The 24,283-nt window shown below is 57.4% G+C and carries 20 protein-coding genes; 6 read left to right on the forward strand and 14 right to left on the reverse strand.

Features of this window, described 5'->3' with window-relative positions; genetic code table 11:
• Positions 1-198: 198 nt before the first annotated feature.
• The 3 genes from WX88_RS09865 to WX88_RS09875 all read left to right on the forward strand — a co-directional run bounded on the left by WX88_RS09865 (position 199) and on the right by WX88_RS09875 (position 4,423).
• A complete protein-coding gene (locus tag WX88_RS09865) occupies positions 199-1,662 on the forward strand; it encodes a complex I subunit 4 family protein (RefSeq protein ID WP_046244192.1) in 1,464 nt (487 codons plus the stop codon).
• A 170-nt stretch (positions 1,663-1,832) separates the two neighbouring features.
• Positions 1,833-3,233 (forward strand): NADH-quinone oxidoreductase subunit N, encoded by a 1,401-nt coding sequence (locus WX88_RS09870; protein WP_046244193.1) that lies wholly within the window; start codon positions 1,833-1,835, stop codon positions 3,231-3,233.
• A gap of 431 nt (positions 3,234-3,664) precedes the next feature.
• Complete coding sequence (locus WX88_RS09875) at positions 3,665-4,423, forward strand: hypothetical protein (RefSeq protein ID WP_046244194.1); 759 nt, start codon at positions 3,665-3,667, stop codon at positions 4,421-4,423.
• 163 nt (positions 4,424-4,586) lie between these two features.
• Here the strand turns inward: WX88_RS09875 and WX88_RS09880 are convergent, their stop codons facing one another.
• Positions 4,587-5,549, reverse strand: a complete 963-nt coding sequence (locus WX88_RS09880) for an SdiA-regulated/phytase-like domain-containing protein (RefSeq protein ID WP_046244195.1) — start codon at positions 5,547-5,549, stop codon at positions 4,587-4,589.
• Between the two features lie 219 nt (positions 5,550-5,768).
• Here WX88_RS09880 and WX88_RS09885 point away from each other — a divergent pair, with 219 nt between their 5' ends.
• On the forward strand, positions 5,769-6,437 hold the full coding sequence (locus WX88_RS09885) for a M15 family metallopeptidase (RefSeq protein ID WP_156176045.1): 669 nt from the start codon (positions 5,769-5,771) through the stop codon (positions 6,435-6,437).
• A 104-nt stretch (positions 6,438-6,541) separates the two neighbouring features.
• On the opposite strand, the gene WX88_RS09890 is transcribed toward WX88_RS09885, so the two are convergent.
• From WX88_RS09890 to WX88_RS09935, 10 genes are all read right to left on the reverse strand, one after another.
• Positions 6,542-7,258 (reverse strand): 3-ketoacyl-ACP reductase, encoded by a 717-nt coding sequence (locus WX88_RS09890; protein WP_046244274.1) that lies wholly within the window; start codon positions 7,256-7,258, stop codon positions 6,542-6,544.
• A gap of 68 nt (positions 7,259-7,326) precedes the next feature.
• Positions 7,327-9,162: a penicillin-binding protein 2 gene (gene mrdA / locus WX88_RS09895; protein WP_046244197.1), complete on the reverse strand. Its 1,836-nt coding sequence runs from the start codon at positions 9,160-9,162 to the stop codon at positions 7,327-7,329.
• Between the two features lie 141 nt (positions 9,163-9,303).
• Positions 9,304-9,831 (reverse strand): hypothetical protein, encoded by a 528-nt coding sequence (locus tag WX88_RS09900; protein ID WP_231590668.1) that lies wholly within the window; start codon positions 9,829-9,831, stop codon positions 9,304-9,306.
• Positions 9,828-10,766 carry a rod shape-determining protein MreC gene (mreC, locus tag WX88_RS09905; protein ID WP_046244198.1) on the reverse strand — a complete coding sequence of 313 codons (939 nt, stop codon included), beginning with the start codon at positions 10,764-10,766 and terminating at the stop codon, positions 9,828-9,830. Before mreC ends, WX88_RS09900 begins: the two co-directional genes overlap by 4 nt.
• A gap of 68 nt (positions 10,767-10,834) precedes the next feature.
• Positions 10,835-11,860, reverse strand: a complete 1,026-nt coding sequence (locus tag WX88_RS09910; protein WP_046244199.1) for a rod shape-determining protein — start codon at positions 11,858-11,860, stop codon at positions 10,835-10,837.
• Positions 11,861-12,179: 319 nt separating this feature from the next.
• Positions 12,180-13,715: a bifunctional phosphoribosylaminoimidazolecarboxamide formyltransferase/IMP cyclohydrolase gene (gene purH, locus WX88_RS09915; RefSeq protein WP_046244200.1), complete on the reverse strand. Its 1,536-nt coding sequence runs from the start codon at positions 13,713-13,715 to the stop codon at positions 12,180-12,182.
• Positions 13,716-14,065: 350 nt separating this feature from the next.
• Complete coding sequence (locus tag WX88_RS32100; RefSeq protein ID WP_394331748.1) at positions 14,066-14,227, reverse strand: T9SS type A sorting domain-containing protein; 162 nt, start codon at positions 14,225-14,227, stop codon at positions 14,066-14,068.
• On the reverse strand, positions 14,160-15,494 hold the full coding sequence (locus WX88_RS09920; RefSeq protein WP_197076735.1) for a glycosyl hydrolase: 1,335 nt from the start codon (positions 15,492-15,494) through the stop codon (positions 14,160-14,162). Before WX88_RS09920 ends, WX88_RS32100 begins: the two co-directional genes overlap by 68 nt.
• A 68-nt stretch (positions 15,495-15,562) precedes the next feature.
• Entirely contained in the window at positions 15,563-17,734 is a 2,172-nt protein-coding gene (locus tag WX88_RS27430; protein WP_052732542.1) for a carbohydrate-binding protein, read from the reverse strand.
• A 132-nt stretch (positions 17,735-17,866) separates the two neighbouring features.
• A complete protein-coding gene (locus tag WX88_RS09935) occupies positions 17,867-19,288 on the reverse strand; it encodes a carbohydrate-binding protein (RefSeq protein WP_046244201.1) in 1,422 nt (473 codons plus the stop codon).
• Between the two features lie 660 nt (positions 19,289-19,948).
• Between WX88_RS09935 and WX88_RS09940 the strand changes: the two genes are divergently transcribed.
• Positions 19,949-20,920 carry a PIG-L deacetylase family protein gene (locus WX88_RS09940; RefSeq protein WP_082115952.1) on the forward strand — a complete coding sequence of 324 codons (972 nt, stop codon included), beginning with the start codon at positions 19,949-19,951 and terminating at the stop codon, positions 20,918-20,920.
• The gene (locus tag WX88_RS09945; RefSeq protein WP_052732544.1) at positions 20,917-21,408 is read left to right on the forward strand and encodes an SAM-dependent methyltransferase; all 492 of its coding nucleotides are present in this window, start codon (positions 20,917-20,919) and stop codon (positions 21,406-21,408) included. Before WX88_RS09940 ends, WX88_RS09945 begins: the two co-directional genes overlap by 4 nt.
• On the opposite strand, the gene WX88_RS09950 is transcribed toward WX88_RS09945, so the two are convergent.
• The 3 genes from WX88_RS09950 to WX88_RS09960 form a co-directional block, all read right to left on the reverse strand.
• Complete coding sequence (locus WX88_RS09950) at positions 21,376-22,353, reverse strand: glycosyltransferase (protein ID WP_156176046.1); 978 nt, start codon at positions 22,351-22,353, stop codon at positions 21,376-21,378. The genes WX88_RS09945 and WX88_RS09950 overlap by 33 nt on opposite strands.
• A 262-nt stretch (positions 22,354-22,615) precedes the next feature.
• Positions 22,616-23,845, reverse strand: a complete 1,230-nt coding sequence (locus WX88_RS27435) for a BamA/TamA family outer membrane protein (protein WP_052732546.1) — start codon at positions 23,843-23,845, stop codon at positions 22,616-22,618.
• Positions 23,846-23,961: 116 nt separating this feature from the next.
• The gene (locus WX88_RS09960) at positions 23,962-24,282 is read right to left on the reverse strand and encodes a (2Fe-2S) ferredoxin domain-containing protein (protein ID WP_052732547.1); all 321 of its coding nucleotides are present in this window, start codon (positions 24,280-24,282) and stop codon (positions 23,962-23,964) included.
• Between the last annotated feature and the right edge of the window lies 1 nt (position 24,283).

The following is a 24,283-nucleotide window of genomic DNA, read 5'->3' on the forward strand; positions in this document are numbered from 1 at the left end:
TGGCCGTCGCGCCACTACCGGCGGGCCTCTACGCGGCCCAGTGGCTGGACGCTAGCGGCCACGTGCTGATGAGCCGAAAGATGGCCCGGCCGATAGAAGTTCTAAAAATACAGCGGAGCCTTACTCCTCAATGCGTAAGTTTGCGGTCAATTTGCGGACGGGTTCTCCCGTGCCGCAACGCGCCCAACCCGCCTGCTGATGCTGACTGCTGTCCTGCTTTTCCTCCCTCTTGTTGCTGCGCTTCTGCTGCATTTCACCAAGGGAGCCGCCCGTGCCCTCGCACTAGGGGCCTCGCTCCTCGAATTTGGCCTCGCTGCCTACGCCGCGCTCGCCTTCAAAACCCAGGGCTCGCAAGCTTTCAACCTGGATTATTCCTGGATTCCCTCGGCGGGCATCAACTTCCACATCGGGCTCGACGGCCTCAGCTTGCTGCTGGTGCTGCTCACCACGTTTTTGGTGCCGCTGATATTGCTGGCCGCGTTCAAGCGCGACTACGACAATCCTTCCAGCTTCTATGCCCTCGTGCTGTTCATGCAAACGGGCCTGCTGGGCGTATTCGTGTCGCTCGATGCCTTCCTGTTCTACTTTTTCTGGGAAGTCGCCCTCATTCCGATCTACTTTCTGGCCGGGGCCTGGGGCGGCGAGCGGCGCGTGGCCGTAACGCTCAAGTTTTTCCTCTATACCGTGGTCGGCTCGCTGTTTATGCTGGCGGGCTTCGTGTACTTGTATTTGCAAACGGGCCCAGCGGCCGGCTCGCTGGCCACGCACTCCTCGGAGCTGTCGGCTTTCTATAGCCTGAAGCTGAGCGCGGCGGAGCAGTCGTGGCTGTTCTGGCTGATTTTCGCGGCCTTCGCCGTGAAGATGCCCATCTTCCCCTTCCACACCTGGCAGCCCGATACCTACACCGAGGCGCCCGCGCCGGCTACCATGCTGCTCTCAGGCATTATGCTGAAAATGGGCATTTACGGCACCCTGCGCTGGCTGCTGCCGGTCGTGCCGCTGGGCACGAGCCAGTGGGGCAAGCTGGTTATCATTCTCTCGATTATCGGCATTATCTACGGCGCCATCATCGCCATCCGGCAGCGCGACGTGAAGCGCCTCATTGCCTATTCTTCCCTGTCGCACGTGGGGCTGATGGCGGCCGGCGTGTTCTCGCTCACCCAAATCGGGCTACAAGGCGCGGTTATTCAGATGCTGGCCCACGGGGTGAACGTGGTGGGCATGTTTTTCGTGGCCGACGCCATTGAGCGTCGTACCGGTACCCGCTACATCCCCGATTTGGGCGGCCTTACCCGCCGTACGCCGGTACTCTCGGTGTGCTTTCTGGTGATGCTGCTCAGCACCGTGGCCTTGCCGCTCACGGGGGGCTTCGTGGGCGAATTCCTGCTGCTGGCCGGCGTGTACCAATACAATGCCTGGGCGGGCGCGGTGGCGGGTCTCACCATCATTTTCTCGGCCGTGTACCTGCTGCGCATGTTCCAGCGCGTCATGCTCGGCCCCGACTCCACGTTCTCCGAAACCATCACCGACCTTACCGGGGGCGAGCTGCTGGTGCTGGTGCCGCTCATCGCGCTGGTGTTCTGGCTGGGCCTGTTTCCGGGCTCATTCCTGCACTTGTCCGAACCAGCCGTTACCAACATTCTGGCGCTGGTTGGGCGGTAGAAACCGGCTTCCATTTTTAACGATAAAAGGAACGTCATGCTGAGCGTAGCCGAAGCATCTCTACCTCAATACTAACTAAATACTTGCGCGGTAGAGATGCTTCGGCTGCGCTCAGCATGACGTTTTGTTGGGCCTTGCCCACTGCCCGACGTCTTATTAGAAGTTGTTCCATGACCTCCATTATTCTCCTCTCTGTCTTCGGCATCCTCAACCTGTTCCTGGGCTTTTTGCGCTCGAATAAGGTGCTGCTGCCCGGTGCCATGCTGCTGCTACTGGCCGTATTCGGGGCCAACTACGCCGATTGGAACGTGGCCCATGCGCCGTATTTCAACAACATGCTGGTCGTGGACAACTACACAGTGGCCTTCACGGGCGTCGTGCTGCTCACCACCCTTTTGCTGCTGCCCTTCTCGCGCAGCTACGTGGTGGATGGCGAAAGCAACCTGGCCGAATACTACGCCCTGCTGCTGTTCTCGCTGGTCGGCGCCATTATGATGGTTGGCTACGACCACCTGCTGATGCTCTTCGTGGGCATCGAAATCCTGAGCGTCAGCATGTACGTGCTAGCGGGCTCACGCAAGCGTGACTCCCGTTCCAACGAGGCAGCCCTGAAATACTTCCTCATGGGGGCGTTTGCCACGGGCATCCTGCTCTTCGGCATTGCGCTGCTTTATGGTGCTACGGGCACTTTTGCCCTCTCGCAGCTGGCTACTGCCGTGGCCGCGCCCGCCAATGCCAGCCTGCAACCGATGCTCTACATCGGCATTTTGATGATGATTATTGGCATCGGCTTTAAAATATCGGCCGCGCCCTTCCACTTCTGGACGCCCGACGTGTACGAAGGCACACCCACTTTCTTCACCGCCTTCATGAGCACGGTGGTGAAAACGGCTGGTTTCGCGGCCTTCCTCAAGCTGCTGGCCGTGGCCCTGCCCGCCGCCCAGGGTTTCTGGCTGCCGACGATTCAGGCCATGTGCGCCCTCACCCTCCTGCTCGGCAACGTGGGAGCGGCGGCCCAAACCAGCACCAAGCGCATGCTGGCCTACTCAAGCGTGAGCCACGCCGGCTACCTGCTCATTGGCCTCGTAGCCAGCAAGGGCATCCTCACCGGCGAGGCCGCCAGCGCCATTTTCTTCTACTCGCTGGCCTACTCCATCGCCACGGTAGCGGCGTTTGGGGTGCTGAAGCTGGTGGCTGACCACCGCCAGCGCGACGACTACGCCGCCCTCAATGGCCTGGGCAAAACCAACCCGCTGCTGGCCTTCACCATGACGGTGGCCATGCTTTCATTGGCCGGTATTCCGCTCACGGGTGGCTTCTTCGGCAAGTTTTTCCTGCTCGCAGCAGCGGCGGGCCAGGGCTACATCGGCCTGATTGTATTCGCCGTGGTGATGAGCATGGTGGGCCTGTATTACTACCTCCGGCCGCTCATTGCCATGTACCTGCGCCCCGCCGAAACCGATGCTACGCCCGTGCCGGTCGATGGTATTCAGACCGCAACCTTGGCGTTGCTGGCCCTATTGACCATTGTGCTCGGCATCGCACCCGGCTTCCTGAGCGGGATTTTGTAAGCGAAACCAGTGACTACGAGTGACGGGCGGCCCAATGGGCCGCCCGTTTTGTTTTCGGCTTATGACGCGGCACAAAACGGGCATCGCGCCATCTCGAAACTTTATCCCCCTAGCTCGAAACGTTATTGCTCCGTCTCAAAACGCCATTTCCCTATCTCAAGATGGCATCCCCCTATCTCAAAACTTCATCCCTCTAGCTCAACACTTCATCTCCCTAGCTCAGAGCCGTATCTCTTTGCCTCGAAACGCTATTGCGCTATCTCAAACATTCATTCCCCAATCCAGAGTGGCTTTGCCTCGGTAGTAGCTGTCTTTTTTTTCTGCGCTTATCCGCTTCCTACCGGCTTAAAAACAAGCTGTAAGCAACGGCACAAGGTTCTGGTTGAATTTGTATTACCTTGCTCAACACTTAACCCGTTTTTCTGCTGCTCATGGAACCCATTCATCCCGATTATAAGTGCCACGCCGACGAGCTGGTGCCCCTGGCCCGCCTCTTGCGCGTGAGCGTGGAGCGCGACCTGGCCGCCTTGACCGAACTGCTACCCGATGATTACGACAAGGACTACCTGACGCGCTACGACGCGGCAGTAGCGGCGGCCGTGGCGCTCGTGCCGTCGTCGGTGCAGCTGGCCAAGGGCATGGTGGTTACCCAGCACCTACAGGAGTTGTATACCCAGCTGCCAGCGCTGCTCGACCGGCTGGCCGCCCGCGTGCGTCGCGCCGAGGGCCTGACGGTTCCCGCCACCCGCTTTGGCATCGAGGCAGCCCGCCGGGCCCGCAACCACAACGAGAAGGTAGCCCTGGCGGCGGGTCTTAAAACCACTTTGCAGAACATCGCGGCCAACGAAGCCGCCCTCGCCAAGAAGGGTCAGAAGCCCGAAGACACGGCCCAGCTCCAGGAATTGTACGACGACCTGGTGACTAATACCACGACCCAAGGCGCCGGCACCAGCACCCAAAAAAGCCTCACGCAGGAGAATATCAAGGTTCTGAATGCCCTCTACGCCTTCATGCAGCTCGTTTTGGCCGATGGCAAGGCCCTCTACCGTACTTCCGATAAGGCCAAGCTGGCAGATTATACCTTCAAGCAGCTGCTGAAGCGGGTGCGGCGGGACCGACAGGGCGATACAGCGGCGAAGAAGGGCAAAGGCAAGGGCAACACGGAAGCCGGACTAGAACAGGGCTCCTAGTATAAGGTATCTGGGCAGGACAATTGAAAGGGCCCTTTCCGAGCGGAAGGGGCCCTTTGTATGTATAACAGCAGTCTTGCCGGCGCACGTTTTCACGCGTTGCCAATTAGCTCAACTGTTTTAATGCTAAGGCTCCGGAGGCCCGTTGCCGCGGCACCATTGGCTACGGCAGTTGAAATAGGTGGATGCTCTGGTCTTTGTATTGCTGGTAGCTGGGCTGCGAGTTGTCGGCCTTGTCGCTGACGCAAACCAGGGTGGTGGCGTCAAGCCAGCTCACGCCCTCAATGTTGCCATAGAGTACGTTCGAGCCGGCGCCCACCGTGCCGTTGCTGCTGCCGCGGGGAAAATCATACACTTGGCCGGCGTCGGTGAAGTTCCAGCTAGTGCTGCTCAGGGTGCCTACCCATAGCTGACTGCCCTCCTGGGTGGTAATGGCCACCTGGTTGCCCCGGATAGCGAAGTCGCTGTAGTCGGGGAAGGCGACGGGCGCGGGGATGGTGGCCTGGGTGACCCAGGCGCCGCTGGTTTTCTTCAACACCTTAATTTGACCCGTGCTTTCGATGAGACCCAGTAGGTAATCATCGGCGTCGCGGCGGACGTAGGCCACGCCTTCGAAGCCCTTGTTGCTATTGCCGCTGCTGAAGGCCACATCGGTCCAGAGGCTGTTTTGGTAGCCCAGACTGGTATCATACTGACGGATGCGGGGGTAGTAGGCGCCGTCGTGCGCAACGGTTTCCTCGGCCACGTAGTAGTGGGGGGTATTATTGCCGTCGTAGGCAAGGGCCTCGAAATTTGATGAGCCCGAGCCGCTGCCGGTGAGGGTATTCTGGGAGCTATTTTCGGGTAGGCTGCTGGCAATGGACCCGAGCTTGTAACGGTTGTCGAACACCACGAAGTAGCGCCCGCCATTGGTATACACGCCACTGCCCTCGAAGTTGTCGCCGCTGTCGTAGCCATCGAAGAGCTTGTAGAACTTCTTCTCGGCCAGCGGGCCAATCAGGGTGCCGGTGGCCGTGGCATTGGCCGGGCGGATAGCGGCGACGGGTTGCACGTCGCCGCCGTGGTCGGCGGAGCAGTACGTGAGGGAGAGGGCAGCCAGGGCGGCCAGCGGTAGAGAGGGTTTCATGGGTAGTTTGGTTGAAAAGGTCCGGTAAAGCTCCGGCTTTCAACATTACCCCTGCATAGCCAAATCATTACGCTCATTCTTGATAGTCGCAGTTGGCCATTGGAGGGTATGACGCGGTTGACGTAGCGGGTTCACCTCACCCCCAACCCCTCTAAGCCAGCCTTTGTAGCCTTTGGTTTTTTATCTTGGCTCAACGTTCAATCCTGTCCCGACGCTACCATGCATCCTTTTCAAGGAAAATACCGAGTCTTATCCAAGCTGTGGGCACTTTACGGACTAGTCATGGTGAGCAGCTGCGCCGCCAGGCCGCCGCAGGAAATCGGCGAGTTCAAAGCATCCGACCTGGTGGAGTTGACGCAGCTCGACCCCAGCCTGCAACTGGATATCCGGTACGCCACCAGCAGTAATTTTATGGGCCGGCCCCTGTATCCGGCAGCCCGAGCTTTCTTGCAGCGCCCCGCCGCCGAAGCCTTGGTGCAGGTAAACCAGGAGCTGAAACCCCTTGGCTACAAGCTGTTGGTATTTGACGGGTACCGTCCCTGGCGCATCACCAAAGAAATGTGGGACAGCACGCCGCCGTCGAAGAAGGAATTTGTCGCCAACCCCAATAAAGGCTCCCGGCACAACCGGGGCTGCGCCGTCGACTTGAGCTTGTGCGAGTTAGCCACGGGCAAAGAAGTCGCGATGACGGGAGCCTACGATGAGATGAGCCCCCGCTCCTACTCCAACTATGCCGGGGGCACCCCGGAGCAGCGCGCCCTGCGGGACCTGCTCCGGAGCAAGATGGAACAGCACGGCTTCACCGTTCTCGAAGCCGAATGGTGGCACTTCGACTTCAAAGACTGGAAATCCTACCGCATTCAAAATACCCCATTTGATAAGCTGTAGCGCGGCAACCAGCGTGGAATCGCGGTTCAGCAGGCTCGGCCTACACGCAAAGCGCCCCCGCGACTCGCGTTGCGGGGGCGCTTTGCTATTCCAATCGTGTCAACCTACGGGTTGGTCGACCACATGCCCGCCTCTTTGATGAAAATCCGGCGATTCAATTTCAGCTGGGCCACGATGAACTCGGCCAAATCCTCGGGCTGCATCACCTTGTCGGGGTTGCCGTCGGTGAGGTTGTTGCTCAGGGCCAGGGGCGTGGCCACCGTGCTGGGCGTGAGGGCCGACACGCGGATATTATACTTACGCACCTCCTGCATTAGCGACTCGGTGAGGCCGAGCACGGCAAACTTGGACGCACTGTAGGCGCTGGTGCCAGCCGCCCCGCGCTGCCCAGCTGTGGAGGAGATGTTGATAATGTCGCCGGTCTGGCGTGTTATCATGCCGGGCAGCACGGCGCGCGTGGCGTAGTACGTCCCCATCAGGTTCACCTGAACGATGTGCTCCCACTCCTCGGGCTCCATGTCCAGGAACTTCGCGAAGGTGCCAATACCAGCGTTGTTAATCAGAATACCGATGGGGCCCAGCTCCTGCTGCACCTTGGCCACGGCTACGTTTACGGCGGTGCGGTCGGCCACATCGGCCACGGCGGTAGCCACGGTGCCGCCCGCGGCAATGATTTCGGCGGCTACTTCTTGCAGGTCACTCTCTGTGCGGGCCAGCAAGCCGACCGAGGCTCCTTCGGCGGCAAGCGCAACGGCCACGGCGCGGCCGATGCCTTTGCCCGCGCCAGTTACGAGGGCCACTTTTCCAGTTAAAGATTCCATAGATTTTAGCGTTTTGAGAGGCATTACAACTCGATTGGAGGGCAAAAGTTGGGCGCCTCGGGAGTTGGTTAATGCAGCTTGCGGGTGAAGTCGCCGTACATAATCCAGTCTTCCCAGCGCTTGCGGTAGGGCGAAACTTTACCGCGCAGATATTTCTCAATCAGCAGGCCAGCGGCCGGGGCGGCACTGGTGCCCCCAAAACCGCTGTTTTCGATAAACACGGCGATGGCGATTTTGGGGTCATTCACCGGAGCGAAGGCGGCGAAGGTGGCGTGGTCGAAGCCGTGGGGGTTCTGCACGGTCCCGGTTTTGCCGGCCATCGTGATGCCGTACTGCGACAATGACGCCAAGTTGCCGGTGCCCCCGTTGCCATCCACCACCATCTCCATGCCGGGGATAACATACTTGAACAGCGTGGTATCGACGGCCGTGTAGTGCTTTTCGCGGAACTGCGGCAGCGGCCCCCCGTTGCCGATGCCGCGCACGAAATGCGGCGTGTAATACCAGCCCCGATTGGCAATGGTGGCCAGTACATTGGCCATTTGCAGGCCCGTAATACCGATTTCACCCTGCCCGATGCTGAGGGAGTATACCGTTTTAAAGTTCCAGCGGTGAAAGCCCAGGCGCTTGTCGTAGAATTCAGGCGAGGGAATCAGGCCGCGCTTTTCCTGGGCCATGTCCACACCCAGCTTCTCGCCGAGGCCGAAGGATTTCACCATTTTCTGCCACTGCCCCAGCCCCAGGCGGGCATCCTCAAATCGGTTGCGCGACTGCCCACGCACCACCGCGGCCCGCATCACCTGATAGAAATAGGGGTTACAGCTGTTTTTGATGGCAATGCTCACGTTGCCCGGGTACTCGTGGCGGTGGGTGCAATGCACCAGCTTCTGGTTGCACTCGAAACCAGTCTCGGGCCGAACCACGCCCAGTTGCAGCGCCACCAGCTCATTCACCAGCTTAAATACCGAGCCGGGCGGGTAGGTAGCCATCAGCGGGCGATTGAAGAGCGGGCGGTCGGGGTTGTTGAGCAGAGCCATGTAGCGGTTGCCCGAGCCCTTGCCCGTGAGCAGCTTCGGGTCGTAGTTCGGCACCGATACGAAGGCCAGGATTTCGCCCGTTTGGGGGTCGATGGCCACAATGGAGCCGCGGCGACCAGCCAGCAGCTTCTCGCCGTAGGCCTGCAAGTCGGCGTCGATGCTCAGGTGCAAGTCCTGCCCGGCCACCGACAACGTATCAAACTCGCCGTCACGAAACTTGCCTTTCTCGATACCGCGCACATTCACCATCTTGTACTGCACGCCGCGCCGGCCCATCAGCGTCTGCTCATAATAGGCCTCCAGGCCCGAAATACCCACGTTCTCGCCGGGCCGGTACTTGGCATATTTCGGCTTTTCGAGGAAAGCCGGCGTGATGGCCCCCACGTAGCCCAGGGCGTGAGCTAGGCTAGAGGTACGGTAAGACCGTGCCATACGCGCCTGAACCCGAAAGCCTGAAAAGTCCATCAGGTTGTCCTCAATGGCGGCCAGATCAGGCGTGGTCAGGTTCTGAATAATGGGCGAAGGCTTGTTGCGGGAGTATTTTTTAGCCGCCAGCAGGCTGGCGCGCAACTCTTCTATCGGAATTTGCAGCAACTCACAGAACCGGGTCGAATCCAGCTGCTTTACCTCCCGTGGCACTACCATGAGGTCGTACACGGGCGTATTCTGCACCAGCAACTGGTTCTTGCGGTCGTAAATCAGGCCCCGGTACGGAATCTGCACGAGGCGTTGCAGGGTATTCTTGTCGGCGGCCAGCTTATACGTACCATCCATCACCTGCATAAAAAACAGCCGCGAGAGGAAGATAAGCGCCACCACCAAGAAAATGCCTTGCACCACGTATTTGCGGCCTTCCAGGTATTGCATAATGTAGGACGCAGCCTTCGCTGCGTCAGGTATACAAGTGTATTAGAGGTCTATTAAAACAACGCGCCCGCCAATGTGTCAGGCATAAAAACAACCGTCTTTTCTATTGGTGCGCCCGGGTGACGCAGCGAAGGCTGCGTCCTACTGCCGGCCGCGCCGTACTGGAAAAAAGAGAAGCTGAACAATCAACAACGCGAGGCCGGTAAAGAGTGCGCTCACCAGCATCTTGCCCATTGTGAGGCCGAAATGGCGGAAGCTGCCCAGCTCCAGCAGGAAAAACGCCGCGTGATGCAGCAGCACCAGCAGCGTGAGGTACACACTAAACCACTGCCAGCCCATTTGGTGTATGTTGACCGCGTCGCCGCTGTCGTAGCCATCGCGCGGGGTGAGCAGGCGCAACACCCACGGCCGCAGAAAGCCCAGCAGCACCGCCGCCGCCGCGTGCAACCCGCCGGTGTCGTAGAAGATATCCATCGTCAGCCCTACGCCGAAGGACAGCAGCAACTGCACGACAATGGGCGTGGTTATTGGCAGGAATAGTAAGAAGCCCAGGTAAAAAAAACACCAGCCCAAGTCGAACAGTACCAACCGGCTAATCAGCAGCACGTGCGCGCCCGCGTAGAGCGCATAGCGCAGCACCTGAATAAAAAGGAACCGCAGCTCGTTCACTTAGGCATCCCTCCTTCCGGCTTGACGCCCGATTGAGCTTCCAGCGTGTCGCGCTCAGCCTTGGGCCGGCTCGTGACCACGTACACGTAGGTAAGGTTAGCAAAATTGACTCCTAGCCGCACCCGCACCGTCCAGAAATTCTTGTCGGGCTCCTTCACAAAGGAGTCGACGGTGCCAATAAAAATACCTTCGGGGAATACCGCGTTGTAGCCCGACGTTACCACCGTATCACCTTTCACTAGGCGGGTTTCGCGGAGCACGTTGTCGAGCACCGCGTGGGTGGGGTCATCGCCCAGCCACTTGATGGTGCCAAATGTACCGTCGCGCTTGATTTTGGAGGAAATGCTGGTCTTCGAATTCAGCAAGCTTGTGACCGTGGCGTAGTGCTCGCTCACAACTTTCACGCGGCCTACCACCCCACCGGCCCCCACCACCCCCATCCCCTGGCGTACTCCGCTACTGCTGCCGACATTCAAAGTAAGAAAGTTATCCACATTATGGAGCATATTGTTGATAACTCGGGCCGGAATAAGTGGATAACTCGGGTCCCGGGCCGGCAGCCGCTGCTGGCCGAGCAATAAAGTATCGGGCCGCGCCGCCGGCCGCTGGTAGCGAATCCGCTTCAGCGAGTCGGTGCGGGCGGGTGGTACCGCCACAGAGTCGGCTTCACGCCGAACAGTATCGGCCGGATACAACTGCTGGCGTAGGGCGGCGTTTTCCATGGCGAGTTGCTGGTTCATCTCGGCCAGATGGAAATAGTCGGCCACCTTTGTGCGGCGCTCCAACACGATGCCTGCATAGGCATTTGCTGAATTAAAAAAAGCCGCGCGCTGGTAGGAGTTGTTGGTAACAAACAGGTAAATGCTCACTACCTCTAACAAGCTAAATACCAATACCCCGCGAAAGCGAAATAAGAATAAAAACAGGTTTCTCATTTAACACGCCTAGTTGCACACGGGCACTTCAATAGTGAGAGCTACTAACCGTTAAATGCTAAACGAAATCAGGTAAGAAGCACGCCCTTAAACGCCTGGATATCCTTGATGGCCTTGCCCGTACCGCGCACCACGGCCCGGAGCGGGTCTTCGGCAATATGAATGGGAAGCTTAGTTTTGGCAGCCAAGCGCTTGTCGAGCCCGCGCAATAGTGCGCCGCCACCGGTGAGATGAATGCCGTTTTCATAAATATCGGCCGACAATTCGGGCGGCGATATTTCGAGAGCTTTTAATACGGCTTCTTCAATTTTTGCTACCGACTTATCGAGGGCAATAGCTATTTCGGAGAAGGTTACTTTAATCACTTTCGGAATACCGGTCATCAGGTCGCGGCCGCGTACTTCGTGGTCGGGCGGCGGCACGTCGAGTTCGGTAAGAGCCGCGCCTACTTCAATTTTGATACGCTCGGCGCTGCGCTCGCCAATAAGCAGGTTGTGCTGCCGGCGCATGTAATCGAGGATGTCTTGGTTGAAGACGTCGCCCGCCGTTTTGATGGATTGGTCGCACACGATGCCCGACAAGGCGATAACCGCAATTTCGGTGGTCCCGCCCCCAATGTCGATAATCATCGACCCCACGGGCTGCTCCACGTCGATACCAATGCCAATGGCGGCGGCCATAGGCTCCTGAATCATCCAGACTTCTTTGGCACCGGCGTGCTCGGCGGAGTCCCGCACAGCCCGTTTTTCAACTTCGGTAATGCCCGATGGAATACAGATAACCATGCGGTGCGAGGGTTGAAACAGCCGCGTCCGCGTGTCAATCATTTTAATCATGCCCTTAATCATTTCCTCGGCGGCGTGGAAATCGGCAATAACCCCATCCTTGAGTGGGCGAATGGTTCGGATATTATCGTGGGTTTTCTCGTGCATCTGCTGTGCCTGACGGCCGACGGCGATGACTTTATTGGTAGTTCGGTCTTTGGCGATGATGCTCGGCTCATCCACCACGATTTTGTCGTTGTGAATAATGAGTGTATTAGCGGTACCCAAGTCAATGGCTATATCGCTGGTAAGGAAATTAAAGAAACCCATTGAGTTAGCTGCAATAAGGCGAAGCTCCGGCAGTGGCCCGAGCAAAATAATGGGCAAAGGTACGGAAGGTTTGGGCGGGCATGACGAATGGATTTATGGCATTGTCGAGTAAGTCTGTCATTGCGAGGCAGCGGGAAAATAAACGCAGTTCAGCGGGGCCAATCCATCCGCCCCGGCGGCAGCACGGTGGGGCGCCAAACCTTGCTGCCAGGCGCAAAAAGCCCCGGCGCTGGGTAGAGCCGGGGCCTGCTTGCCACTCAAAACTGCCGCTGAGCAAGGCCGGATTACCTGGCCTCCGCTTCGCAACGGCATCTTCGGCCTAGTGTTTGAAATGCCGCACGCCCGTCAGCACCATAGCCATACCAAGCTCATCGCAAGCCCGGATGCTGTCGGCGTCCTTGATGGAGCCGCCGGGCTGCACTACGGCCCGAATGCCCGCCGCGCCGGCAATTTCCACGCAGTCGGGGAAGGGGAAGAAGGCATCAGATGCCATTACAGAGCCGTGCAGGTCGAAGCCGAAGCTGCGGGCTTTCTCAATGGCCTGGCGCAGGGCATCCACGCGGGAGGTCTGGCCGACGCCCGATGCCAGCAACTGGCCGGCGCGGGCCAGCACGATGGTGTTGCTCTTGGTATGCTTGCAAATTTTACCGGCAAACTCGAGGGCTGCCACTTCCTCTGCCGTGGGGGCCGATTGGGTTACCGTGCGGAAGTCAGCGGCCGTTTCGGTTTGGCGGTCGGCGTCCTGCTCGATGATGCCGTTGAGCAAGGTCTTCACTTGCTTCTTCGGAAACTCAACGGGCTTTTGCAGCAGCAGAATCCGGTTTTTCTTGCTTTGAAGCACGGGCAGAGCCGCAGCCGCATAGCTCGGCGCAATCAGAACCTCGAAGAAAAGCTGGTTCAGTTCGGCGGCCGTGGCTTCGTCTACTTCCTTATTTACAATAATGACGCCACCGAAGGCCGACGTTGGGTCGCAGCTCAAGGCATTCAAATAAGCGTCGCGCAGCGTGGCTGCCTGAGCCACCCCGCAGGCGTTGGTATGCTTGAGAATGGCACAGGCCGGCGCACCGTCAATGAATTCGGCCATCAGGGCCACGGCGGCATCCACGTCCACTAGGTTGTTGTAGCTGAGCTGCTTGCCGTGGAGCTGATCGAACAGGGCCGTCAGGTCGCCGTAGAAAGTGCCGGCCTGATGGGGGTTTTCGCCGTAGCGCAGGGGCGTGGCGGGTTGGGCGCTCAAGCGCAGGGCTGCGCCAGCCACGGCCGTATCCTGGCTGAGGTAGCCGAAGATTTCGGTGTCGTAGTGCGAGGTAGTGGCAAAGGCGGCGGCGGCGTAATGACGACGGTCTTCCAAGTCGGTAGCGCCGTTCTTGGTGGTCAGCAGCTCCGTTACGGCGGCGTACTGGTCACGGCTGCTGACCACCAATACGTCGCGGTAGTTTTTGGCAGCGGCGCGCAATAATGAAATGCCCCCAATGTCAATTTTCTCAATAATGTCGGCTTCCTCGGCGCCGCTGGCCACGGTTTCTTCAAACGGGTAGAGGTCTACCACCACCAGGTCGATGGGCGGAATGCCGTGTTGCTCGGCCTGGGCAAGGTCGGCCTCGTCGTGGCGGCGGTGCAGGATGCCGCCGAATACTTTCGGATGCAGCGTTTTCACACGACCACCGAATACTTCGGGGAAGCCGGTCAGGTCTTCCACCGCAGTTACTTCGGCACCTTCGTCTTCCAGAAATTTCTGGGTGCCGCCGGTCGAGTACAGCGTCACGCCATGCTGCCGCAGCACCTGCACCAGGGGTGCCAATCGGTCTTTGTGGTACACGGAAAGGAGCGCGGCGCGAACGGGACGAGATGACATAAAATAGGCGAAGTAAGCAGGGCAAAATTGCCGCCGCGAAGGTACGGCCCCGACTTGGCGGGCTCCTAGCACCAGCACTACAGAATTGTGGCCCCACTTCGTCCGGGGCTGCTTTGAAAGCAGCGTACTTGGTGCAACAGTTAAATCTCCACCCCTTTCCCAATAACTGCGGAGTGTAGACAACAGCACTCATTAAACTACTACCTGGGCTTTTCAGAGCATACAGAACGACCTATTCTTTTCGCTCAATAACCACCCAAAAACCGCCCGGCGTAACCTCTATTGGCTTACGCGGGGCGGTTTTGTCCTTAGTGCAAGTATCGCCCAAGATGGGGGCTGCGAACGGAAATCTATTGTACTACCAGTTTTCTGTTTATCGTGGTTTGGCAATCCGATACCCGCAACAAATACACTCCTGCCTTCAGGTGGGAGTTCTTGTTCAGCTCAATGAAGCCACCCGTGGCAGATTGGCGCGCGACCTCCCGGCCGTTGATGTCCGTTAGCCGAACCAGTACGGGGGTGCTGCCATCGTAATTGGTTGGTCTGGGCGTAGATGCCGAAGTTATAGGTCCCAGCATTCACGTTTACGGTTTGCGAAATGGTGGTCCAGTTCTGCCAGCCGCCCGTGGCCGGGATGCTGACGTTGCCGAGCGGAATGGTGCCTGCATTCAGGTCCGATGACAACGTGCCGCCGGTGAGGCTGGCTACCCGGTACTCGATGGTATAAGTGCCCGTCGTCGGGAAATTGACATTACTGTAAGTCAGCCAGTCGCCTTGGTCGATATAGCCCACGTTCTGACCACCGCCCTCGTCGGAGGTCGGCTCGTTTTGCACGCCTTGCATGGAGCTGAAGCTTTCCGCCTCAAGTCTGGTTGATGCCGGGCCCGAGCCGTTGTTGAAGGGCAGGCTCACGTAGAGCTGGCCGAGCTCGGTCAGCTGGCCGGAATTTCCTAACAGGTTAATAAATGGAATCTGGTTGTCACGGCCCGAGAACCAAGCATAGCGAAACACGGCCGGCTCATTCTCGAGGTAGTTGACGGCCGCCGCGAGGTAGCCTTTCTGCGTGTTCAGGGTAATCTGGTCAGTGGGGATGTCGCCGCAGGAAAACTCCGTGAGCCAGATTGGCTTATTGTACTTCTTAAGCTCCGCAATCTTGTCGCGCAGGTACCGCTCCTCACACACGTAGGTGTGCACGGCAATGTAGTCGACCTGACAAGTGGGACAAGCCGCGAAAAACGCATCCAGGTACTGCGTGGGCGAATAATACGTCGTCCCATTCTCCGAAACGCAACCGCCGCAATAGTTGACGGCCGGCGACACCAGTTTGAGGTTTTTGCGCCGGGCCACTTCCTGCAACCTTGGCCAGAGCGCAGCGGCTTGACTGGGAGTCAGGTTGGCCTGGCTAAGAAAATTGGGCTCGTTGAAACCCAGCAAATAGTTGGTACCAGCCGGAATGTTGGCCGCCAGCTCGTCGGCCGAGAAGGTGCTACCGTCCTGGTTGTTACCATCGCGGTAGCGCCCCCACTGCATGGGCACGTAATCGATGCCGAGGCCCTGATACAGATTTGCTACTCCGGCATCGGGCCGCGGGGCCCAATTGTACCACCAGCTGATACCGGGCGCCAGCGCTTGCATGTCGGCCGCCGAATGGTAGCCGTAGGCCAAACCACGCTTGGCACTTTTATTCTGGGCCAGTGCCGTGCCGCCCAAGGCCAGTACCAGCAACACCCCTTTAAAAAAGCCGACTACTCCTCGCTGCATCTTGCTCCTGAACATCATAAGTCAAAAAAATAAGCCAGCGAGCAGGCCTGTTAGAACCTACCCGCTGGCGACTAAGCTACTTAAGATTACTTAAAGAAGCGCTTGATAACCTGCGTCTTTCCATCAGCAACTATCGTAATGGTGTAGATACCCGGCTTCAGTGCCGCTACGTCTACGCCACCGGCCGCAATGGCGCCACTGGCTACTGGCCGGCCCCAGGAATCCACGATGCGGAATTGGTGGCCATCCAGGTTATTCTCGGAACGAAGCTGGAGACGCTCAATGGCGGGGTTGGGATACAGCTCCACCGCGATGGCATCAGCCTTACTGGTTTGGCTCGGAGCTGGCGTAGCAACGAGCGCGTCAGCAGCTTTGGAAATGCGAATCCAGTTGATGTTGTAGCCACCAGTTTGAGCGTAGATGCCGAAGTTGTAAGTGCCAGCGTTGAGGGTGACGGTTTTCGAGACGGTAGTCCAGGTCTGCCAGCCGCCCGTGGGAGAAATAATAGTATTGCCCAACTGAACGGTGCCGTCGAGGTTCGAGGAAATGGTGCCCTCGGTGGTCTTCCCATTAGCCACGCGGTACTCAATGAGGTAGGTACCGGTAGTGGGGATGGTAACGGCGTTGAATACCAGGTTATCGCCAGCAGTTACATAACCCATGTTCTGACCGCCGCCGGTGTCGGAGCAGGTTTCAGCTACCATGCCGTTGTTCACGTCGGCCAGTTCAGCTTCCAGTTGCTTGCTAAAGGCGGTAGGGGGCTCGGGAGTAGTGGTGCCGCCCACCGGTGCCGTGCCAGAAATAGTGAACGTGCCCAACGAAGCGTAGTCCGAGTAGCCATCCGTAGCTGGGTTAGCAGCACCGGTGCCGTCCACCGACAGATAATAGGTGCCAGCCGCCACGTTGACACTCAGCGAAGTATTCAGTCCAGCGGCATCGTAGGAGCCAATCAGCGTACCAGCGCTGTCGTAGAGGCGAGCCAGGATATCGAGGTTGCCGTGGCGGGCCACGGTGTTAAGATTCAGGCTAATAGCGCCCGCGCCGGATGTGAAGACGAAGAAGTCCTGGTCGGTGGTGCGCTCAATGATGCCCCCACCCGAGAGGCTGGTGCCGCTGCGAACCAAGCTTGTGGCGCTGGCCGTCGTATTGCTGTGGTCGTCGGTGCGATAGCCCAGGTTATAAGTGCTGCCAGACATGATGGCCAGGTCATCCTGCTTCTGGTTGGCCGAGTTGTATTCGCCACGGCTCCATTGCGTAATAGGCTTGTAATAGCCTACCCCCATGATGGGTGCCCAGTTGCCCTGTCCTCTGTAGTAGCCTTCTGAGGGGCTGATGCGGCCATCGTGGCTCAGGCCCAGCGTGTGGCCCACCTCGTGCGAGGCAGCTTCGCCGCCGGCCTTGGCTGAAGTCATAAACTCCCAGCAGGGAGTGTCATCGTTCCACTTGAAAGACCCGAGGTAGGCTACCCCCCCGGCGCCGGGCGCTGCCGTAGTAGTAGGCGTGATGATGCAGCGACGCCGCATGGTTTTAGGATAGGAGTTGAACACGGCCTCGTCCGTAGTCACGTTCAGGTTGAAGGGCCGGAAGTCTTCGCTCACCAGCTCCCAGAACTCCCGAATGGCCGTATCACTCATGCCCGACGGCGCGGCATTGATGGGGTTGCCATTGTTCCAGGGCGTGCCCGATACGTACTGGCCATCAAAGTCGAGCAGCACGCAGCCTTTGGCACCCGGGAAACTCTGGAGCGACACCACTGCTGCAGCCCGGCTGGCCGTGCTGCTAGCCGAAGCCGGAGCGGGGTTCTGATGGCCCTCGGGCTGGTTGTAGTCAATACAGAGGACCTTGTTAATGTCAACTTCCTGCACCGAAGCATTGCCCTGGGCATCAGTATAGTAACGGTAGGCTTTCTTGGATGAGCGCAGAACAATGTTGCCTTCAACTTCCTTGCCGTCGACCCGCACCTGAAACGACGAACCCGGTACGCCCTGAATCTCGCCGACCACGTACTCACCGGTCTTCGACAAATCCTGGCGGTAATTCACTTTTCCCGTGAATGCCTCGGCAGCCGATACACGGAGCATCACCGTTGGAATACTACGCTGAGCAGCGCCGGTCGTTACCTGGGGCTCAAGCTGCCGAAGCAAGCTTTGGGCCGTTCCAAGGGAGTAGGGCTGGCCATCTGGCCGGTTTTGGGCTTGGGCACCCAAGCCCATGAGGAGCAGAGCAGTGCTCAGTCCATACTGATATTTCTTTTTCATAGTAATGTGAAGTGAGGATTTAAGAAATTTGAATTATAAAAGGAACCTATCATTTACCAAAAGGAGATTCAAGAGGCAACATCGTAGCGAGCTGCTCATATGAGCAGCCTATTAGTAGTACAAACCTCTTGGTTATTTGCTGAAGCGGCGGGTTATCTTCTGATTATTCTTAGTGATGATAATCAGCATATAAGGCCCTGATTTCAGCTCGGCTATCCCTGGGTAGCCGTCTGTGGTAGCCCCGCTGGCTACCACCTTGCCGTGTCCATCCATAATCTGGTAATGGCCACCGGCTAAATCAACATCCGATGTAATATTCAGTTGATTGGTTACAGGGTTGGGATATAGCTGGGCAGACAGGGCCTTGTCGGCCACGGAAGTGGCCGTACGGGCACCAACCTTAGTGATGCGAATCCAGTTAAGATTCCAGCCATTGGTTTGGGCGAAGATGCCGAAGTTGTAGGTACCGGCATCGACATTTACCGTTTTCGATACCGTAGTCCAGTTCTGCCAGCCGCCCGTGGCCGGAATAGTGGTATTGCCCAGTGGGATGGTGCCGGCATTGAGGTCGGCTGAGATGGTACCCCCATTGGCGCCACTGGCCACGCGGTACTCGATGTTATAGGTGCCGGAAGTGGGAAAGTTGATGTTATTGAACACTAAGTAATCACCAGCATCTACGTAGCCCACGTTTTGGCCACCACCCGTATCAGAGCAGCCTTCGACTATCATGCCGTTGTTCAGGCTAGCGGCTTCGGCCTGCAGCAGCACGGCGGTAGAAGGTGGCGGCGGGGTATTGGTTTTCTGATAGACCCGCACGTAGTCAACAAACATAGTCGCCGGCAGCTTGCTTTCATCCACCGCCTGGCCGGGCCAGTTACCGGCCACAGCCAGGTTCAGAAGCAGGAAAAAGGGCTTCTGAAATTCCTCGGTGCCACCTACGCCGTTAGCAATACTAGTTTCATGGAACTGAACCCCATCCAGGTACCAGCGAATGGCATTAGCATCCCACTCAATGCCGTAGACATGGTAGACATTTGGTGCCGTGGGGGTATTGCTACCGTATTCGGCATGGCCATTGTTGTCCCAGTGCAAGGTGCCGTAGGTGCGGCTATCCGTGTTTATCTGCTCCATCACGTCGATTTCGCCACACCGTGGCCAACCCACCGAGCTAATGTTGCCGCCCAACATCCAGAAAGCCGGCCACAGGCCTTGGCCCAGTGGCAACTTAATACGGGCCTCAACTTTTCCGTAGGTGAACTCTTTAATTCCCTGCGTTTTCAAGCGGGCTGAGGTATAAGGCAGTCCACCCACGTTTTCCCTACGGGCGGTAATCTGAAGCTCTCCATTCACCACGGTTGCATTAGCCACCTGGTAGTACTGCTTCTCATTGTTGCCCCAGCCGCCACCGCCAGTATCGAATTGCCAACTAGAGCTGATACCATTGGTAAATTCATCGGACCAGACTTGCTGGTAGGTTTGAGCGTGGGCCGCTACGCTGCTAAGAGCCGTAAGAGATAGGGCGCACGCAAGGGTAGTAAAGAAATTTTTCATAGCTGATTTGGTAGAAAGAATAAAGCAAACCCCGAAGGATTTAAAATGCCCCACTTATAGAAAACATCCTATTCGAAGAAAGGAGGAACGCACTTCAGTCATCGTGTAACGACTGAGCGGTTTGGGGCACCCGCGATAGGCTACGGGATGAGCCGGGGGAAAGAAGAAAGAACCGAGGCAGTACCCAAAGTACCCCATCAATTTTCAAAAAAGCAAGTCTAATTCATGGCCTAAAAGTGCCAATAACAGCCTTTTGCTCGTTTCCGTATACACTTACTACACACGCCAAATATTGCTTAGCGGCCCAGGTGGCCATTTTATTCGGCAACTAGCAACCCTCCCTGCAATCGGTTAGAAAACAAGCAAAAAATCTTAGGGCTCGCGAATTGATTTGCGCTTTTTTCAATGTATGACAACATTTTATGCAAATAGTAACAGTACACTCATTTGGATCGAGTCGTCTCATTTTTTATCGGCTTAAACTGAAAACAGTGTTTTGTAAATCCCTGCGCATAGAGTCAGTCTAGTTAAAAATATCCAAAACAAGGCTTCTTCTAAGTAGCATATTTCTCACATCACGCAGCCCTGTGTTCGTACAATCTGAACCATAGCGCCGCTTTTACGGTATAGCTTATCCATTTTGTATCACTACCAAAGTGGATGGCTGCTGAATTCTTATCTTCGCCTACTGCCGGGCCATGCCCCGACGCTGAATCGACGACATTAGCACTGCCACGCTTATTAGCGGGACAGGCTCAGGCCGAAGCTGCCGCCGCTCATTTGGCGCCGCGCCTGTTTGCCCAAGCCGCTGATACTGATGTAATGGATGCATTTCCAACGCAGGATCATGAGCTAATATTACCAAAGCTGTTTCACCTTACCTACTCTCAGCCTCTCTTCTCTACTTACCCAGTACGATCTAACACCTTCATAGCCAGCCTAGGCTCGACCTTAGTAGTGGCCCCTCACCCAGATGATGAAGCCTTGGGCTGCGGCGAGCTCCTGGCTTTGCTGCGGCAAGTCGGCCAGCCAGTAGCCACCGCACTGGCGAGCGACGGCACCATGTCGCACCCCGCCTCTCAACTGTTTCCACCCTCGGCCCGCCGGGCAGTGCGCGAGGCTGAATTTCGCCACGCCCTCACCATTCTCGGCGTTGAAAATACCGAACCGCTCCTATTAGGCTTGCCCGACAGCCAGGTACCAGCCACCATTAGCGACGCCAGCTTTACCGAAGCGGTGGCGCAGTTGCGTGCATTTCTGGATGACCAACAGCCAGCAACCGTGCTGGTACCCTGGCGGCGCGACCCTCACCCCGATCACCGCGCCACCAGCTATTGGTTACAAGCAGCCTTGGCTGCTATGCCGCACCCACCGCGCCGCCTCGAATACGTGGTATGGGCCTGGGAGCGGGTCACACCCGCAGACCTGCCAAATGTGGCTGATAAGGTAAGCGGCTTCCGGCTGGACGTCCGGGCAGTGGCAGCTCAGAAGCAACAAGCCATTGCAGCACACCACTCCCAAGTGGCGCCCGGCATTTTTACCGATGACGAGGATGGCTTTCTGTTATCTGAGAAAATGTTGGAGCACATCACGGGGCCTTACGAAGTCTTTTTTGCAGCCCTTGCGCCATGAATCAACAGCAACCTCATACGGTACCGCCAGCGTATTTCGACCACGTTTACCTGGCTAATCGTGACCCGTGGCATTTTGAAACGAGCCCTTACGAGCGAGATAAATATGCCGTCACGCTAGATTACGGTGAAGTGTTCGAAATTGGCTGCTCGCTGGGAGTGCTGACGGCGCTGCTCGCCCCACGCTGCGGGCAACTGCTGGCCGTATATGTAAGTGAAGCCGCACTGGCCCAGGCCCGCCAGCGCTGTGCCGCTTTGCGCCGAATAGACTTGCAGCTATTGCGGGTACCTAAAGAATTTCCCAGTCAGCAATTCGATTTAATACTGGTGTCAGAAGCAGGCTACTACTGGTCAGCGGCCGATTTGGCGCGGACGGCCAACCGGCTAGTCTCAGGCTTGGCAGCGAGCGGTCAGTTACTGCTAGTACATTGGACGCCCCTGTGCACGACTACCCTCTCACGGGAGATGACGTTCATGACTTCTTCCTAACCAAAGCTGCCACCACTCGCGCAACTGCCACGACAGGCCTACTTCTACCCTGCCCTCGCGCCGATTCGAAGTAATCACTTCTACGTTAGGGCTATGCTGCACACTCAAATCGTGACGGTGCAGGGCTTGGCAAAGAGTCTCATCTTCGAGAAACCGTACTTCGGGCAAGCCGCCTACTTGGCGATAAGCGTGGGCCGTGAGGGCCAGGCTGGCGCCGAAATGCTGGTGGTGGCGCGGCCAGGGGTCGGCGGGGTTCGGGTCGAGTAGGTCTTCGAGGCGGGCGCACAGCAGGCGGTAGGCTGTGTCGCGGGCTTGAATGCGGCGGAGCGGCAACAAGGCCTTCTCTGTGATTTCGGTGCGGATGCGGCCGCCCACGGCCGCAGCGCCAGTAGCCACTTCGGCTTGCAGGACGGCTAACCAGGTGGGCATGGCGCGAGTGTCGGCATCGGTGCTGGCGATGATGCCTCTGGGGTTACCCACCTGCTCCAGCCGCGTGCAGGCCTCGTCCATAAGCAGGCGCCGGGCATAACCGACATGGGTAGTGGCGGCGGGCAGGCGCAACTCAGCCACGTGGAGCACTAAGTGCGGAAAACGTTGGGCCTGCCAACGGGCTACCTCTGCTGTGGCATCGGTGCAGTTGTTGGCCAGCACAATTACTTCAAAGCTGCCCAGCGGCAAGGGCTGGCCCTGCAAATCCGTTTGGGCAGCTAGCGCGGCCAGGGTTGCAGGCAAATTAGCGGCTTCGTTCTTAGCGGGAATGACAACGCTTACCCGTAATCCGGCACAGGCCGGCGGCAGTTGCCGGTGCAGCAGCGCGCCACTGCGGCTGTGACCCAACATATTGGGCAGCAGAGTATCCGGGAAAATTGGAGCAGTAGCCGCGGCCTCATAGGAGCCAAGGAAGCGGGCGGGCGTGGCGGATTGCATTACTGCCTTGTACGTCAAGGCAGCTGAAAAGATAGTGTTCAGCTTGCACTTTATCAACCGCTCAGCCTTTTCTTAACCTTAGAAACGATATTTTGTTCTGATAATCAGACAATTTCAAATACTCGGTCATCCATAGAATTCACGATGTTTCAGGAGCATCCTACGCGGCCTATGCTAGTGCAGAAGAAGGCGGATAATCGCACCTCAAGCTTATGATAAAGCAAAAATCCCCTGTCGCAAACCGACAGGGGATTTTAGGATAGCCAGAGGTAATGCAAGCTTAAAAGGCCTCACCGATGGCAAACAGAATACCCGGCGAACTACCCGTGCCACCAGCGTAGTCGAGACGCAGATTAACCCGGTCGCGCCGAAGGAAATTGAAGCGGATGCCCGCGCCGCCCGCGTACTTCGTGTTGCTCATGTTGAATTTGTCAATGGTGTTGCTCACGTTGCCGACACCGCCAAAGACGGCCCCATCAATGCGCCAGAACAATTTCTGGCGCAGCTCGGCCTGAAACATTACCATCTGCCGGTCACGGAAGCGCTGTTCATAAATGCCCCGCAGCAAGTTGGCGTTATTGTAAAGCGTGCCGCCGAGGTTCGCCCCCAGCCCGGCTAGCTCCCGAAACGGCACGTTGCCGGTGTGAAACTGGCCCAACAACTGCGTGGCCAAGATAGTGCGCTCCGAAAACACGGGCTGAAAGTGACGGGCATCAAGTTGGTAGCGTGCAAATCGGTAGTCAGAACCCAATCCTGTGCCATTGAATGTAGCACTGATATCCAGCAAATTACCATGAAACACCGCCAGAGGCACGTCGCGGGTATCGTAGGTGAGCGCCAGGCCCAGGCCCGAGACACGGGTACTGCGGCGCTCACGTTCCGTCACGCGCTGGTCGGTCAAAAATACGTTAGGCCGGTCAGCTTTTAGGTTTTGGGCTGGAATATCAAATTTATAAACGTTAGTGAAGCGGTAGAGCGCCCCGAAAAACAGCTTGGGCGCTATCTGCTTCTGTAAACGCTGATTGATGATGAACAGCTTATACTTTGTTTCGGATTCATTGGCACTGCTTGAATTGGGACCAATGCCATAGTAATACAGCAAAATATTGTATAAGCTAACCTCCCCGTTCAAATAGAATTTATCGTCGTGCGTGTACACGGCATGTACCAATTGCATGAGCGACTGGCCTTCTGTGGCAGTCCACAGTTGCACCCGGGCAATGGATGGACGAGTAGTAAGTGTGTCACTCGCAAAGCGCCCGCTGAATAGCCCACCAATGCCGTAGCCCAAGCCGGTTTCGGCCTGGTAGAACACTATGGGAATGGGCAGCAGGGTCAGCTGCTTGTTTTTGCCTATTTGGCCGAAAGACCTCGGGCTGCTTACTTGGGCGGCCAGCGGCGCAAGGCCCGGGCCAACAGAAGTCGAGTCAGCATTGGGCGGAGCAACCGTCTGGGCAGCAACAGTGAAGGCCAATCCAGCCAAAGCCAGGGTTGCAAGGGGAAAACGCATGTACTATAAGGAGGAAGAAACGAATTAATTAGCCTAACAACGGATTCAAAACTATTACGGTTAACTTAAGCCCCGCAACCGCCATAGCAAGTGCCCGTTTTCGGTTCACTATCCTCCTATCGGTCGAGATGCAGACGTTTCACGACGTGTCCACGGCCCAGATGCTCAGTTACAAGCTCGACCGCATCGGCGGGCCGGACGTTTCCATACACCGTCCCCTCCGGATACACGATGAGGGCGGCACCAGGCCCTTTCTTGCACTGCTTGCACAGGTCGAGGCAATTACAGGTTTGCACGCGCACCCGCTGCTTTTCGCCCGCGCTGAATATCTTCTTTAGTCCTTGGCTTTTCAGCTCTTTTTTCAGAGCCTTGGCCACATCCTCTCCCACTCCAGATTTTTGGTTGATACAGACGAACAGTCGGCGATTTTCGCTCATG

The organism is Hymenobacter terrenus (genome assembly GCF_000972495.1).
Lineage (GTDB): Bacteria > Bacteroidota > Bacteroidia > Cytophagales > Hymenobacteraceae > Hymenobacter > Hymenobacter terrenus.

Excerpts from the sequence above, each read along its gene's own strand:
- WX88_RS09890 (WP_046244274.1), bottom strand. The coding sequence starts at position 7,258 with ATGGAATCTTTAACTGGAAAAGTGGCCCTCGTAACTGGCGCGGGCAAA.
- WX88_RS09910 (WP_046244199.1), bottom strand. The coding sequence starts at position 11,860 with ATGGGTTTCTTTAATTTCCTTACCAGCGATATAGCCATTGACTTGGGT.
- WX88_RS09945 (WP_052732544.1), top strand. The coding sequence starts at position 20,917 with ATGAATCAACAGCAACCTCATACGGTACCGCCAGCGTATTTCGACCAC.
- WX88_RS09870 (WP_046244193.1), top strand. The coding sequence starts at position 1,833 with ATGACCTCCATTATTCTCCTCTCTGTCTTCGGCATCCTCAACCTGTTC.
- WX88_RS09940 (WP_082115952.1), top strand. The coding sequence starts at position 19,949 with ATGGCTGCTGAATTCTTATCTTCGCCTACTGCCGGGCCATGCCCCGAC.
- WX88_RS09960 (WP_052732547.1), bottom strand. The coding sequence starts at position 24,282 with ATGAGCGAAAATCGCCGACTGTTCGTCTGTATCAACCAAAAATCTGGA.
- mrdA (WP_046244197.1), bottom strand. The coding sequence starts at position 9,162 with ATGCAATACCTGGAAGGCCGCAAATACGTGGTGCAAGGCATTTTCTTG.
- WX88_RS09875 (WP_046244194.1), top strand. The coding sequence starts at position 3,665 with ATGGAACCCATTCATCCCGATTATAAGTGCCACGCCGACGAGCTGGTG.
- WX88_RS09880 (WP_046244195.1), bottom strand. The coding sequence starts at position 5,549 with ATGAAACCCTCTCTACCGCTGGCCGCCCTGGCTGCCCTCTCCCTCACG.
- WX88_RS27430 (WP_052732542.1), bottom strand. The coding sequence starts at position 17,734 with ATGAAAAAGAAATATCAGTATGGACTGAGCACTGCTCTGCTCCTCATG.
- WX88_RS09935 (WP_046244201.1), bottom strand. The coding sequence starts at position 19,288 with ATGAAAAATTTCTTTACTACCCTTGCGTGCGCCCTATCTCTTACGGCT.
- WX88_RS09865 (WP_046244192.1), top strand. The coding sequence starts at position 199 with ATGCTGACTGCTGTCCTGCTTTTCCTCCCTCTTGTTGCTGCGCTTCTG.
- mreC (WP_046244198.1), bottom strand. The coding sequence starts at position 10,766 with ATGAGAAACCTGTTTTTATTCTTATTTCGCTTTCGCGGGGTATTGGTA.
- WX88_RS09920 (WP_197076735.1), bottom strand. The coding sequence starts at position 15,494 with ATGATGTTCAGGAGCAAGATGCAGCGAGGAGTAGTCGGCTTTTTTAAA.
- WX88_RS09885 (WP_156176045.1), top strand. The coding sequence starts at position 5,769 with ATGCATCCTTTTCAAGGAAAATACCGAGTCTTATCCAAGCTGTGGGCA.
- purH (WP_046244200.1), bottom strand. The coding sequence starts at position 13,715 with ATGTCATCTCGTCCCGTTCGCGCCGCGCTCCTTTCCGTGTACCACAAA.
- WX88_RS27435 (WP_052732546.1), bottom strand. The coding sequence starts at position 23,845 with ATGCGTTTTCCCCTTGCAACCCTGGCTTTGGCTGGATTGGCCTTCACT.